Annotated in this window: 13 protein-coding genes; 6 read left to right on the top strand and 7 right to left on the bottom strand. The window is 55.6% G+C overall.

The window, feature by feature from the left end:
* Positions 1-131 precede the first annotated feature (131 nt).
* Positions 132-869, bottom strand: coding sequence for an energy transducer TonB (locus tag NB640_RS00985; RefSeq protein ID WP_269309280.1), 738 nt, complete (start codon positions 867-869; stop codon positions 132-134).
* A 24-nt stretch (positions 870-893) separates the two neighbouring features.
* A complete protein-coding gene (gene lplT / locus NB640_RS00980; RefSeq protein WP_269309279.1) occupies positions 894-2,144 on the bottom strand; it encodes a lysophospholipid transporter LplT in 1,251 nt (416 codons plus the stop codon).
* Between the two features lie 172 nt (positions 2,145-2,316).
* On the opposite strand from lplT, the gene alr reads away from it, so the two are divergent.
* From alr to NB640_RS00960, 4 genes are all read left to right on the top strand, one after another.
* Positions 2,317-3,393 (top strand): alanine racemase, encoded by a 1,077-nt coding sequence (gene alr, locus NB640_RS00975; protein ID WP_269309278.1) that lies wholly within the window; start codon positions 2,317-2,319, stop codon positions 3,391-3,393.
* Positions 3,393-4,763 carry a DNA repair protein RadA gene (radA, locus tag NB640_RS00970; RefSeq protein WP_269309277.1) on the top strand — a complete coding sequence of 457 codons (1,371 nt, stop codon included), beginning with the start codon at positions 3,393-3,395 and terminating at the stop codon, positions 4,761-4,763. Before alr ends, radA begins: the two co-directional genes overlap by 1 nt.
* Positions 4,764-4,943: 180 nt before the next feature.
* Positions 4,944-5,135 carry a hypothetical protein gene (locus NB640_RS00965; RefSeq protein WP_269309276.1) on the top strand — a complete coding sequence of 64 codons (192 nt, stop codon included), beginning with the start codon at positions 4,944-4,946 and terminating at the stop codon, positions 5,133-5,135.
* A gap of 140 nt (positions 5,136-5,275) precedes the next feature.
* Complete coding sequence (locus tag NB640_RS00960) at positions 5,276-6,274, top strand: SEL1-like repeat protein (protein WP_269309275.1); 999 nt, start codon at positions 5,276-5,278, stop codon at positions 6,272-6,274.
* 73 nt (positions 6,275-6,347) lie between these two features.
* Here the strand turns inward: NB640_RS00960 and NB640_RS00955 are convergent, their stop codons facing one another.
* The 3 genes from NB640_RS00955 to hpnD form a co-directional block, all read right to left on the bottom strand.
* Positions 6,348-6,869 carry a rhodanese-like domain-containing protein gene (locus tag NB640_RS00955; protein WP_269309274.1) on the bottom strand — a complete coding sequence of 174 codons (522 nt, stop codon included), beginning with the start codon at positions 6,867-6,869 and terminating at the stop codon, positions 6,348-6,350.
* Positions 6,870-7,284: 415 nt separating this feature from the next.
* On the bottom strand, positions 7,285-8,604 hold the full coding sequence (hpnE, locus tag NB640_RS00950) for a hydroxysqualene dehydroxylase HpnE (RefSeq protein WP_269309273.1): 1,320 nt from the start codon (positions 8,602-8,604) through the stop codon (positions 7,285-7,287).
* Positions 8,591-9,424 (bottom strand): presqualene diphosphate synthase HpnD, encoded by an 834-nt coding sequence (hpnD, locus tag NB640_RS00945; RefSeq protein ID WP_269309272.1) that lies wholly within the window; start codon positions 9,422-9,424, stop codon positions 8,591-8,593. Before hpnD ends, hpnE begins: the two co-directional genes overlap by 14 nt.
* A gap of 161 nt (positions 9,425-9,585) precedes the next feature.
* On the opposite strand from hpnD, the gene NB640_RS00940 reads away from it, so the two are divergent.
* The gene (locus tag NB640_RS00940; protein WP_269309271.1) at positions 9,586-10,215 is read left to right on the top strand and encodes a YiiX family permuted papain-like enzyme; all 630 of its coding nucleotides are present in this window, start codon (positions 9,586-9,588) and stop codon (positions 10,213-10,215) included.
* A gap of 518 nt (positions 10,216-10,733) precedes the next feature.
* On the opposite strand, the gene NB640_RS00935 is transcribed toward NB640_RS00940, so the two are convergent.
* Positions 10,734-11,180, bottom strand: coding sequence for an SMI1/KNR4 family protein (locus NB640_RS00935; protein WP_269309270.1), 447 nt, complete (start codon positions 11,178-11,180; stop codon positions 10,734-10,736).
* 9 nt (positions 11,181-11,189) lie between these two features.
* Complete coding sequence (cadR, locus tag NB640_RS00930) at positions 11,190-11,699, bottom strand: Cd(II)/Pb(II)-responsive transcriptional regulator (protein ID WP_269309269.1); 510 nt, start codon at positions 11,697-11,699, stop codon at positions 11,190-11,192.
* A gap of 100 nt (positions 11,700-11,799) precedes the next feature.
* Here cadR and NB640_RS00925 point away from each other — a divergent pair, with 100 nt between their 5' ends.
* Positions 11,800-14,112, top strand: coding sequence for a heavy metal translocating P-type ATPase (locus tag NB640_RS00925; protein WP_269309268.1), 2,313 nt, complete (start codon positions 11,800-11,802; stop codon positions 14,110-14,112).
* Positions 14,113-14,263: the final 151 nt, after the last annotated feature.

The following is a 14,263-nucleotide window of genomic DNA, read 5'->3' as shown; positions in this document are numbered from 1 at the left end:
TCCTCCTGGGTGAGACGGGCAAGGACAATGGATGAGGCTCAAGATAACATACCGCCAGGCCATCAGAAAGGGGAAAAAGCAAAGTGTTTTGCAAAATCCCGTATGTCAGCCGTGGTGACGCGACGGCAAGCTTAGTCCGTCAGGGAGAATTTCACTGCCTGCGTATACCAGTAAGGGACAGGCGTATCGCCCTGGCGGGCAGGGAGGTAACGCCATTTTTTCACCGCTTCCATCGCGGCATTATCCAGCCTGGAATAGCCGCTGGATTTTTTCAGCCGGACATCAGCCACTTCGCCGGTGGCAAGCACATGGACAGAAAGCGATACCGTTCCTTCTTCACCCATACGGCGGGATGCAGCAGGATATTTCGGTTTCGGGTTGTAAGCGCCGGGCGCGTCCACCCGTGGCGAAAAGAAAGCGCCGCTTCCGCCACCGCCACCAGCCCCGCCTGCTGCACCGGTATTGTCCGCCTTTGCCGCGGCATCCCCGGTGCCGTGCGTGGATGCGGTGCGGCTTGCCCCGCCGGCAGTATTGGCCGAACCGGTTTTTTCCGCGGTTTCAGCTGTTTTGCTTTCTGTCGAATGCTTTTTTGTGACCTGCTGCTCAGTGCGTCTTTCCGTTTTCTGGACGGCAGGGGCGGCACCTGCCAGGCTTGCAGCAACGCCGGAAGTTTGTCCTTCTCCTGATGATGACGCATCAGACAGCAGGATACCCATCATTGGGGGGGTAATGGCAGGGGAAGAGGGTGCGTTTGCCATCAGCATCCAGGCCACCAGCAGCGCATGCGTACCGAGTACGCCAGCCAGCACCGGCCAGGAAAGGCGGGTGCGAAAGCGCCTGTCATCAGAATAAAGCGGTGAAACCGGCATCCTTGCTCCCGCGCCCTGTGTTTATCAGTGTTTGTGCTCGCCAATCAGGTAAAGTGAATCCTTGACCTTCTGGTTGGCGGCATGCCAACGTATGACGGCAAACATTGTGGCCGCAACAAAAAGGCCGAAAATCACGATGATGGTATGAATATCCAGGTCCAGCATGATCATGAAGCCGTACATCATCAGCATCGTCACGATCGACAGATTTTCATTGAAATTCTGCACCGCGATCGAGTGGCCTGCGGAAAGCAGCACATGGCCGCGATGCTGGAGCAGGGCGTTCATCGGAACCACAAAGAAACCAGCCAGAAGGCCAATCAGTATCAGGAGCGGATAAGCCACCCAGATCGACGTGACCAGTGTCATGATCATCACGACAAAACCCATGGCCATACCCAGCCACATCACATTCAGTGATTTTTTCAGCGGTATCAGGCGGGCAGCGCCAATGGCGCCGGCAATCACGCCGATTGCAAATATGCCCTGTAAAAAGGCGGCCTTGTCCAGTGTGAGCCCCAGCGCATCACCCGCCCATTTGAGCACGATAAACTGCAGGGTGGCCCCGGCGCCCCAGAAAAGCGTGGTCACCGCCAGTGAAATCTGCCCCAGCTTGTCTTTCCAGAGAGTCGTGAAGCTGTGGTAAAAGCCCTTGAAGAGCAAAATGGGGTTGCGTGGCTGCCGCTCATAACGCGCGCCCGTATCGGGTATGCGCAGGTTGAATGCCGCCGCAAGCCCATAGATAAACATGACGATCATCAGTGCAGCCGTTGAGCGCAATTCCAGGAAGGGGAAGGCGTGTTCCAAAAGCCAGGTCGACACCGTGAAATTGATCAGGATGCCGCCCAATACCGTACCCAGAATGATCGAGGTTACCGTCATGCCCTCAAGCCAGCCGTTTGCCATGACGAGTTTTTCAGGTGGAATAAACTCCGTGATAATGCCGTACTTTGCCGGGGAATAGGCTGCCGCGCCAAAACCCACCACGCAGTATGCCAGGAGGGGGTGCACACCAATAAAAAAGAGCGAGCAGCCGAAAATTTTGATGGCGTTCGTGATGAACATCACCCGTCCCTTGGGCATCGAATCGGCAAAAGCACCGACAAAGGCAGCAAGGCCGACATAGGAAAGAACGAAGAGCTGCCGGAGCATCGGCGTCATCCAGTCGGGCGCATGGATCTCGGCTAACATTGATATGGCGACAAGCAGCAGGGTATTGTCAGCGAGCGAAGAAAAAAACTCCGCCGCCATGATGTTATAAAAACCGGGCCTCATGGATTTTCTGGATTGGTATTAAGAAGTCTGCCTGAAGTTATAACACGAAAGTTGTGCAAATCCGAATTTTTTCCCGGGGAAATAGATGAGATTTATTTCATATGCTGGAGTAAAATGGCATCTTGTTTCTCACCAAAAGCAGGGCGTACTTACTGTTAAAAGCCGGAAAATCATGTCCAGACCACTCATTGCTTACATTGATATAGCTGCCATGCAGCACAATCTTTCCGTTGTCCGCAAAGAGGCACCCCGTTCCAGTATCTGGGCCGTGGTCAAGGCCAACGGATACGGCCACGGACTGGAGCGGTGCGCGAGGGCTTTTATCGAAGCGGATGGCTATGCCTTAACCGAAATCGAAGCGGCTGTGCACCTGCGTGACCTGGGCTACAAAAAGCCGATTTTGTTGCTGGAAGGCTTTTTCAGCGAGCATGAACTGCCCGTCATCGCCCACTACGATCTCGAATTTGCCGTCCATTCCGAAGAACAGATTGCCATGCTGGAGTCCAAGGTGGGGGCGCCACGCCTGAAAGTCCATCTCAAGATGAACACGGGCATGAATCGTCTCGGCTTCAAGCCAGACCAGTACCGCGCCGCCTATGATCGCCTGAAAGCGCTGCAGTCGGTGCAATCCATTTCGCTCATGACACACATGGCAAACGCCGAGATCGCCGCACATCCGCAACTGGCGGTTGCCGAACAGATGCGCCGCTTTGAAGAAGGCGCCAAAGGCATGGACGAACCGAGAAGCCTCTCCAATTCGGCGACCCTCCTTTTGCACCCCGAGATTTTTTCCAATTGGGTGCGCCCCGGCATCATGCTCTATGGCGGCACGCCCGGCGGAAAAACCGCAGAAGCATTTGGCGTAAAGCCTGCCATGACACTCACCAGCGAACTCATTCAGATACTCGATATCGACAAGGGCGAAGCCATTGGCTACGGTAGCCAATATGTTGCGCCGCACCCGATGCGCATCGGGGTGGTGGCGTGCGGCTATGCCGATGGTTACCCGCGCAGCGCCCCGGAAGGCACGCCCATCCTTGTTGATGGCATCAGGACGCGCCTGGTGGGTCGCGTTTCCATGGATATGATCACCGTTGACCTCACCTCGATCCCTGATGCCCATTTCGGCAGCGCGATCGTGCTCTGGGGAGACGGGCTACCCATCGATGAAGTGGCCGAAGCCGCAGGAACCGTCGGCTACGAACTTATGTGCGCACTTTCCCTCAGGCCCCACATCGTGGAGCGCTGATGGCCAAAGCCAAAACGAATTACACCTGCACCGAATGCGGAGGCACCAGCAGCAAGTGGGCAGGACAGTGCAGTGCCTGCGGGCAGTGGAATACCCTGGTCGAAACCGTCATCGAAAAAGCCGCCAACCGTTTTTCCGGACAGCACAAGGGACTGGCCGGTGCGGCACCCGTGCAGAATCTGGCAGAAATCGACGCACAGGACGTGCCACGCATCATCACCGGCATCGATGAATTTGACCGGGTATTGGGCGGCGGGCTGGTGCCGGGCGGTGTCGTCCTCATCGGCGGAGACCCCGGTATCGGCAAATCAACGCTGCTTTTGCAGGCGCTGGCCAATCTTGCCCAGCTTCACAGGGTGCTCTATGTGAGCGGCGAAGAATCCGGGGCCCAGATTGCGCTCAGGGCAAAACGCCTTGCGCTGCCGACGCGTGACCTGCAATTGCAGGCCGAAATCCAGCTCGAAAAAATCCTTGCAACCATCAGCGACCAAAAGCCCGATATTGCTGTCATCGACTCCATCCAGACCCTCTATTCCGACGCCCTGACATCCGCACCCGGATCTGTCGCCCAGGTAAGGGAAACCGCCGCACAGCTGACCCGCATGGCCAAGCAGACCGGTACCAGCATCATCCTCGTCGGTCACGTTACCAAGGAAGGCTCTCTGGCCGGGCCGCGCGTGCTCGAACATATCGTCGATACCGTGCTTTACTTCGAGGGAGATGCCCATTCCAGCTTTCGCCTCGTCAGGGCATTCAAGAACCGCTTTGGCGCCGTCAACGAGATCGGCGTTTTTGCCATGACAGAGACGGGCCTGAAAGGCGTATCCAATCCTTCCGCGCTCTTTTTGTCACACCATGAAAAACAGGTGCCGGGCGCCTGTGTCATGGTCACCCAGGAAGGCATGCGCCCGCTGCTGGTCGAAATCCAGGCGCTCGTCGATGCCTCACCGCTGCCCAATGCCCGCCGTCTTTCGGTGGGGCTTGAGCACAACCGCCTGGCTATGCTGCTGGCTGTGCTGCACCGGCATGCAGGCATTGCCGCCTATGACCAGGACGTCTTCATCAATGCCGTCGGGGGTGTGCGAATCACCGAACCGGCAGCCGATCTGGCCGTGCTGCTGGCCATCCATTCCTCACTGCGCAACCGTCCCCTGCCCAGGGGGCTCGTAGTATTTGGTGAAGTCGGCCTGGCAGGTGAAATCCGTCCCGCGCCACGCGGCCAGGAGCGCCTGCGCGAAGCCGTCAAGCTGGGATTTTCCACCGCCATTATCCCGAAAGCCAACGCCCCCAAACAGAAGCTGGAAGGCATGACCATCATCGCGGTCGAAAGGATCGACGAGGCGTTGCAACGTCTCGGTGAAATTCAATAAGACTGGCTAATCTCCTTCGGGGTTTTTGCCTTTTTCTCTTCGGCTTCAAAAAATCATCAAAAACTGCGTGTGGGACCCACTCCATAACCCGCACTGACACTCGCTTTCCGAGCGACAGGACAAACATTCGAACAAACCGTCAGAAGGACCTTGACAGCAGGGTATAACGGTGTTGTACAAGTGATTCGTGCTCATGTAACGGGGTTATTGGGACATGGCTTGTCACAGGCCGTGCCGGAGTCAGCCAGAAAACCGTCAGTTGAATTCGGACAGAATCTGTCTTTAGGTGCACTTGGCGAAATAGCAGCAGAATACATCATGCAGGCCGCAGAAAACGGCAATGTTGTTCATGAGGGTGATATCGCCTGGTAGCTTGTTGAAGCATTCATCAGCGGGCCGGATGGCATATGGCATGCTCATCCGGCCTTTTTGTGTTCAGCATGAAAATATGGCAAGATCATTAACGGGAAGCGTCCGTTTTCAGCAACCGACAAATGAAACAGGAGAGCAATATGTTTGCATCGGCAAGCGCGAGAATCACCGGCCAGGTTGGTGCCCGCGTACTGAAAATCGTCTGTGCCGCTTTCATGGTGTACGCTTTTTTCTTCAGTACCCCCGCTTATGCAACCCTTCTTGATGAGGGTGTCACCTATTTCCAGCAGGGCGACTATGAAAAAGCCTATCCCCTGTTACTCAAAGCCGGACGAGAAGGTGATTCGGATGGTTATGTCGGTATAGCCACCATGTATCGGGATGGGCTGGGTTTATCCAGAGATTTGTCCAAGGCGGCAGACTATTATCTCAAGGCTGCTGAACTGGGTGATGCAGGGGCACAATTCAATGTCGCCCTGCTGCACCAGAAAGGGTGGTGGGGCGTCAAACAGGATTATCAAATGGCCGCAGGGTGGTACCAGAAAGCGGCTGACCAGGGATTCGCCGATGCACAGGCAAACCTTGCGTATCTCTACCGGAGCGGCGATGGCGTCAAGCGCGATTATAAAAAGGCTTATGACCTGCTCATGAAAGCGGCCAGCCAGGGTAACGCCATGGCGCAATTTAATCTCGGAGCTATGCATGATCACGCTGAGGGGCTGAAACAGGATTCTGTTGAAGCGGTCAAATGGTATCGCCTCGCATCAGACCAGGGATATGCCGAAGCCCAATATAACCTGGGACAGGCTTATTACGATGGCTTGGGTGTCAAGCAGGATGACAAAAAGGCGCTGGAATGGTATCTCAAGGCCGCAGTACAAGGTGATGCCAAAGCACAGAACAATGCAGGTGCTTTCTACAAGGCCGGGGTCGGCACAGAAGAAAACCCCGCAGAAGCCTTCAAGTGGTTCGGAAAGGCGGCGGCACAAAACCTGCCCATGGGGCAGTTCATGCTGGGCTATTGTTATGAAACCGGGTACGGGGTAAAAGCGGACAAGGACAAGGCCAGAGCGCTTTACAGGAAGGCTGCCTCACAGAGCAACAAGGAGGCGCAGGAGAGGCTGAAGGAGTTGAAGTAAGTTCTTCCACTCCTGTTTCATACAATACCCAGAGGAAAAAGGCTTATGGAAAAAGAGGTGTGTCTGCAAGCCCCTAATCCTGCATCCAGGGCAGGCCGCGATAGCGCCAGCCATTGGTTGAGCCGCGCTGCCGGTTTTCGTCCAGCGTACCTTCAAATCCCTCATCCAGATTATAAGCAGCGGTATAGCCTGCGCGTGTCATGGCTTCTGCCGCGCCAACCGAGCGCTGGCCGCTTCGGCACAGCAGGATAATCGTTTTATCCTTGGGCAGCGTTTTTTCGATTTCATTGATAAAGCTGGGGTTGCGGATCATCGAAAGACCGCACATCCAGGGCACATGCGTGGAATTGGCCACCCGCCCGACAAACTTGTATTCCTCGAGCGTACGGACATCCACAATGACCGCTTCACCAGCTTCAGCCAGTGCCCAGGCTTCTTCCGGGGTGATGGCACCGGCGCACATCAGGTTTTGCGCGGCACCGCGCTCTCGGGCTCTAGCCAGAATCGTCTCTTTTGTTTCATCAGAAACAGACGGTTTTGGGGATACGGCTTCATTCATAAGAGGTGAACCAGAAGAGGTGCGTGTTTCAGACATACAGATTTTACCTCGGGCTTATTCCTGTCAAACCTGTCCAGGGTAATGGCTTGTATTTCATGCATCCTTGGCATTGTTAAACACAGGTTAATAATTTAACAATTGAAATTAATGCAATATTATCATAAATGCATGATTTTCATTTTCGTCGGATGATGACGAAAAAACAATCAGACTTTGGTACTAGACCCTGCCTTCATTAATTGGCCTGCTGCAAAGCTGCTTTTCCCCGCCTGCCTTCGTTGCCGTGCCAAAATTGAACTTGCCGTATGTTCAATACGCCTTTGTCCAATGTTGTCACAGCGCCTTGACAGACAAGAAAAATCAGCCTTTCGCGAACGACAAATTAATGAGGGCAGAGTCTGGATTGCCGTTTGTTAATACAAACAGGTAACGGGCATTTGTCAGGCTAAGCCTACCCCCAATCTCCTGCCAGCACACAGGCGGCGGCCTGTACGCCGCTTCTGGCAGCGGATTCCAGCGTGCCGGGGTATTCAGAGCGGACATAATCACCAGCAAAAACCAGGCCAGGCAGCCCGCTTTTCATTTCCGGGCGGACAAGCGCAGGCTTGCAGACAAAGGTTGCCTGCCGTTCGGATACCGTTTGCGCCCATAAGGGGAAAGCCAGCTGCGGCATCTTCAATTGGTCTGCCAGCTGTCGGGCGACATCTGCTTCCAGTGCCTGGCGGGTAAGGGATGAAGTGGAAGAGGATGTGCTGATCACCACGGCAAAAATACCGGCGTGCGCGACATCCAGCCAGCCCCGGTCAAACACGAATTGCCCCCATTTGCCTGATTGCGCATCATCTTTGAGCGCAAAAAAAGCGCGAGGCAGCCGGGTATCAGGCGAATAGCCGAAATAGCAGGTATGGATGGGTTCAAATTCCAGCGCGTCAAAGCGCACCATATCCATCTGGCGGGAGAGCAGGGTCGATGCGGCAGCGGCAGAAGTCGCCACGACAACCGCATCAAAAACCTCACTATCCACTTCCCATCCGGCAGGGGTTTGGCAAAGCGAACGCACCGTTTTTCCTTCAATCACCGTGCTGCCCCGCTGGCGGACAAATGCCAGTGCCGGGTCGGGGAAAAGTGCTGAAAAATCCAGCCTGGGGATCAGCATGTCCGATGCGGCGCGTCTTGCACCGATACTGTCGCGCAGAATATTCAGAAAAATCTGTGCGGAAGCCTGTTCCGGCAGCGTATTCAAGGCTGAGATGCAAAGCGGTTTCCATAAAAGCCGGTACAGCCGTACCGTCTGGTCAAAACGCTCTAAAAGCGTGGTGACCGCGCAATCTTCATTGAGTGTCCAGTTTATCCAGCGTGCTGCCGAGGTAAAGCGGGCAAGCGCTATCTTATCCGCCATTTCCAGGCCATCAGCCCTGAGAAGGGCGCCCAGCAAATGAAGCGGCGCAGGCAGGGCTGATGTCACAAAAGCCATGCCATCCGTTCCTGGCGGGTAGCACATCTGAAGCGGCAGGCGCAGAAGGGCGGTATCGGGATTGACCCCCACCTTTTTCATCAGGCGCAGCGTCTCGGTATAGGCGCCAAGGAGAATATGCTGGCCGTTGTCCAGCGTCCTGCCGTCAGCCTCCACGCGCCGGGCGCGCCCGCCGGGTGTCGTGCGGGATTCAAAGACCGTAACGGCGGCGCCTGCGTCTGCCAGCGCTACCGCCGCAGCACATCCTGCCCAGCCGGCGCCAATGACAGCAACCTTTTGCTGGTCAGTTACGGACATACGCTTTCCAGGCCAGCCACAGCTTGTTAAGCGGCGAGAGCGAGGTGCGCTTTTCAAGCACCCTGAAACCGCCTGCCTCTATCTTGACCAGCAGCGCCCGGTAAATTTCTGCCATGATGAGCCCCGGTTTCTGGGCCTTCCTGTCTTCGCGCGGCAAAAGGGCAAACGCTTCATCATAGGCCGCATGTGCCCGCTTTGCCATGAATGCCATGTACCGGGCAAAGTTTTCCGTGTGCTTTAAGTTCAGGATATCGTCTGTGCTCACGCCAAACTGTGCCATTTCATCCTCCGGCAGGTAAATCCGCCCCAGCCGGACATCATCCCCCACATCCCGGATAATATTCGTCAGTTGGAAAGCCAGTCCCAGTTTTTCCGCATACACCATCGTCTGCGGCTGTGTCGCGCCGAAAATATTCGCAGCAAGCAGGCCCACAACGCCTGCCACGTGCCAGCAGTAAGAAGAGAGTGCCTCAAAATCCGGGTATTTTCTCTGGTTTAAGTCCATCTGCATCCCGTCAATCAACGCATGCAGGTGTTTTCCCTGGATGTTGTACACCGGCAGGTGAGGGTAAAGCGCGACCGTAACCGGATGGGACGGCTGTCCGGCAAGCATCGCATCAATCTCGTGGCGCCAGTCGGTAAGCAATTCCTGGGCCAGTGCCATATCCTCACACTCATCCACTACGTCGTCAATCTCGCGGCAGTACGCATACAGCGCCGTAATCGCCCGGCGCCGCTCGGGGGAGAGGAAACGGAAGCTGGTATAAAAGCTGGAGCCACTCTCGGCCGCTTTTTTCTGGCAGTACGCGTCAGGAGACATGAAAGGCAAAAAACATCAACAAATCGAATGCTGCGATTATCGCGCAAAAACAGGGTTTCAACAAAACTGCTGTCCATGCCCGCTGTAGACATGGACAAGAGGAGCGTTTGGCGACAAAATAAGCAGCATTCATCATGCTATAGAGTGGACGTGGACCCGTCATGAAAAACATCCTGCGTTTCCCGGCTTTTGCCTTCCTGTTTGCCGTATTCCTGCTGCTACATGGCTGTGCCAGAAGCCAGGCCGCGCCCCAGTTGAAAGAAGGCGACATCCTCTTCCAGATAACCGACTCACCGCAGAGCAGGGCCATCCAGTTGGGCACCGGCTCCGAATACACCCATTGCGGCATCGTCCTCGAAAAGGATGGAAAACTCCAGGTATTTGAAGCCGTCAGCCCCGTCGGATGGGCACCGCTGGACCAGTGGATCAGGCGGGGCGTGAAGGGCCACTATGTCGTCATGCGGCTAAAGGATACGAGTGTGCTGACACCCGAAGTCATCAAGTCCATGCGGGTTGACACCGCCAACTTTGCCGGAAAAGACTACGATCTCCTTTTCCAGTGGTCAGACCTCAGGATCTACTGCTCCGAGCTGGTCTGGAAACTCTACAAGCGAAACGCGAAAATCGAGCTTGGTCCTATCAGGACCTTTGCCGATTATGATCTTGACCATGCCGCCGTACGGAAAATCATCAAGGAGCGCTACGGGAGGGATTTCAGGCTGGATGAAAAAGTCGTTGCCCCGTCGGATATCGTGAAGAGTGATTTGCTGGAAGTAGTAAAGGGGGGATAGGGCTGTAGCGCGACGGCAGGCGCGTTTTTTGTCCTTCGCTTGTGTTGTTTGCTACGATGGGATTAGCCCTCAATAGAACGTCATAAAGTGGGTGGCTGACCCACGGCAGGTTACTTTTTGTCTTGCCTGTACAGACAGCCGTCTGCGAAGCTCCAGTCCCTCCTTACAGCCCCGGCTGCGGCGTAATCGCGGACTATAGAAGAGAAGTGACACCACTGCGTGGTGTGAGATGCCTCTGCTGCGCAGACGGCATGGCAACAGAGCCGCCATTGGAAAAAGCAGGCATAGCGAAGAGTCGTAGCGTGTGCTGAGCCTTTGGCGAAGCGCACGAACACAAGCTGGCAAAAAAAGAGCACTCACCCTTGCCGTGCGTACCTCGTGCGCCGCACTGCGTTTGGCACACGCTACACATCCAGGCAGGGTAAGAGTAGCCACCCTTCTTATGATGCTATCTCGAGGTGTCTCTCATCGTAGACACGTGTCCTTGCGAAGGACAGCCGGTCGTCGCGCAAAAAAGATCACAGATCCTCATCTATCAGTTCCCCTCTGACAGCCATTGCCAGAAATTCCGTCAACGAAGGGGCAATTACCTTGACCTCATCAATATCCAGATCACCAAAATTCACGCAGGCAATGGCCGGACCGGCAGGGGTGCGGTAGTCCAGCAGAAAACAGATGGGGCCGCCATCCGAGCCAAAGGGCACAAATGCCTCTCCCAGGTAATGGTCTATCTGGTAATCCCGGCCCAGCAGATCAAATTGCTCGATTTTCCACAGATCGAGATAGATGCCGGAAAATTTGCCGCGTCCGCTGTCAGACCACCTGAAAAACGCCTTGAAGTCCGGCGGCAAAGGCAGGGTGCGCTGTTTTTCAAAAGCGGCAAGCGAATCGGGCGCGCCGTCGTTTTTCAGCCAGAAGGGTGAAACCGTCGCAATACATGCCGCTATCGTCATCCGGTTTTGCATCTGCCGAGATCACCTCACATGCGAACCCGGCACATGGTTGTGTCCATGTGCAGCCGCTGTTTCCCCCGGCTTTACCCCGAAAAGCTCGGTAAGGATACCGCAGTGGGGTGCGCCCTCCTTGCACAGGCACGGAGTATCGCCATGTATGGCCTCGCCTGAGGCCAGGATCATTTCCCGGCAGCTGCAGTATTTGCGCAGGTCTTTGAGCTGCTTTTCCAGCTTTTTCAGTTCCCGGATACGGTCGGCCACATGGCCGATATGCTCATCTAAAAGCGCATTGACTTCCGTGCAGTTGTCTTCTTCCGCATCGTTAAAGCGCAAAAGCGAGCGTATCTCGTTTAACGTCATGTCCAGCGTACGGCAGCGGCGGATGAAGAGCAGGCGCTCCATATGCCGTTCGTTATAAATCCGGTAATTGCTCTGGGTGCGGCTGCTGTTTGGGAGGAGGCCCTCACGTTCGTAGTAGCGGATGGTTTCCACCTGGGTGCCGGTGGCGCTTGCCAGTTCACCGATTTTCATGATTTTTTGGCCTCAGATAAAAAAATAATAAAACCATTCTACACCCACTTGACTTTGTAGTGGCTACAGGGTTTCTAATAGCAGCAAGTGAGGAAAAACCATGAAACACGAACACATCGGAAAAACAGCGCACGATCACGAACATGATCACGGCCACAGCCATGACCACGATCATGCCCATGAAGATACCCAGCCACCGCCTTCATCGTGCGGGGGATGCGGCTGTTCGGTTGCGGCGCTGGAGCCGCTGGCTCCGGTTCCGGCGGCACCAGCCGGTGGTGATGCCGAAGTCTGGAAGATTCCCAATATGGATTGCCCGGTCGAGGAAAAGGAAATCCGCCAGGCACTCGATGGCATTGAAGGTATCCACTCCCTCTTTTTCCACCTGTCTTCACGTTCACTCACGATCAATGCGACCGGGCAGGCAAAAGAAAAGGCACGCCAGGCGATCGAAAAAGCCGGTTACAAACCGAAATCCGTCCGGCAGGCTGGCGGGGAAGGGGGGCATGACCATGTCCATACGCCGGATACCGGTTACTGGAAGCTGGGCGTCGCGCTTGTTATTGCACTCTCCATCGAAATCCTGCATTTTTTTGCGCCGGATACAATGCCCTTCAAGGTACTGGGTTTTTCGCTGGCGGTCTCCGCCATTCTCCTAGCGGGCACCTCCGTTTATACCAATGGTATCCGGGCGCTGTTGCACGGACGTCTCAATATCAGCGCACTCATGGCGGTTGCGGTTACCGGCGCCTGCATTTTAGGGCAGTGGGCAGAAGCCGCCATGGTGATGGTCCTGTATGCCATTGCCGAGCTTATCGAAGCCCGCTCGGTTGATCGGGCGCGCAATGCCATCCACCAGCTGCTTTCCCTGACACCCGAGTCAGCCGAGCTGCGGTTGCCGGATGGGCACTGGGAAGTCGCCAGTGTAAAAGACATTCGCCCGGGGCAGATCATCCGTGTCAAGCCCGGCGAACGTATCCCTCTTGACGGCATGGTCGTTGCCGGTTACAGCGCTGTTAACCAGATGGCCATTACCGGCGAAAGCATCCCGGTTGCCAGGACAGGGGGAGATATGGTCTATGCCGGCAGTATCAATGAGTCCGGCATCCTGGAGCTGGATGTCACGGCACTGGCCAGTGATACCATGCTCTCCCGCATCATCAGGACAGTCGAAGAGGCACAGGAAGCCCGTGCGCCTGTCCAGCGGTTCGTTGATCGTTTTGCCGCCATCTATACCCCTGCCGTCTTCATCATTGCGCTTGCCATTGCCGTCATTATGCCCCTTCTCACCGACTGGACATGGTGGGATGCCATCTACCGGGCGCTGGTCCTGCTGGTCATTGCCTGTCCGTGTGCACTTGTCATTGCCACGCCGCTGACCGTTGTCAGCGGGCTGGCAGTTGCTGCCCGTGCCGGGATTCTCATCAAGGGCGGCGTCTACCTGGAAGAGGCGCGAAAACTCAAGGCCGTGGCGCTCGACAAGACCGGCACGATCACCGAAGGCAAGCCGCGGCTGGTTGCTGTGGAAAACATCGCTACCGATATCACGCGCGATGAGATACGCCAATGGACAACGACAATGACCTCCCATTCGACCCATCCGGTATCAAAGGCCATTTATGACGACATGAAGACTTATGCCAGGCCGGGCAAGGTGGAAAATTTCACCGAGATGCCCGGAAAAGGCAGCATGGGCACGATTGACGGCACAAAGCTGCGTCTTGGCAGCGTCCGCTGGATAGAAGAAAGCACACCTGTCACGCAGGCACTGGCAGAACGTCTTAACGCCCACGAAAAATCCGGCTATACCGTGACGCTGCTGGCATCTGACGAAGAAGTGCTGGCACTCTTTGCCGTTGCCGATACCATCCGGGTTAACAGCTGGGTGACGATTGAAGAGCTGGCCTGTCGGAAAATCACCCCGGTCATGCTCACCGGCGACAACACCCTGACGGCTGAAACCATTGCAGGGCAGGCTGGTATCAAAGAGGTTCACAGCAATCTGCTGCCGGATGACAAGCTCAATGCCATTGCCTCTTTGCAGACAAAATTTTCCCATGTTGCCATGGTGGGAGATGGCATCAATGATGCCCCCGCATTGGCTACCGCCAATATCGGTATCGCCATGGGCGGGGCAGGGACCGATATCGCCATGGAAACCGCCGATGTCGTTATCATGAACGATGACCTGCGAAAGGTGATTGACCTGATCCGCCTGTCGCGCCGTACTTTCCGGATATTGTGGCAGAACATCAGTATTGCGCTGGGGATCAAGCTGGTCTTTTTCGCCCTCGCGCTCACCAGCTACGCCAGCATGTGGATGGCTGTCTTTGCCGATGTCGGGGCTACCTTGATCGTCGTTTTCAACGGCCTCAGGCTTTTACGCTGGAAAGACACCTTTTCCGTATCGTGACAGCGATGTCGCGCAGGATGCAGCGACGGCGCATCGATAAAAGTCACTCTGGCTCGGTACAGACGCGCGTTTTCCGGTAACCGATGCCTTGTCAACCACATGGCGGCTGTTACAAAACAGCCGCTATTTTCATTCACGCATCCTTCCGCTT

Origin of the sequence: Oxalobacter vibrioformis (assembly GCF_027118995.1) — a bacterium.
In the GTDB taxonomy this organism is placed as follows: Bacteria; Pseudomonadota; Gammaproteobacteria; order Burkholderiales; family Burkholderiaceae_D; genus Oxalobacter; species Oxalobacter vibrioformis.
This window is presented reverse-complemented; position numbering and strand designations above follow the sequence as displayed.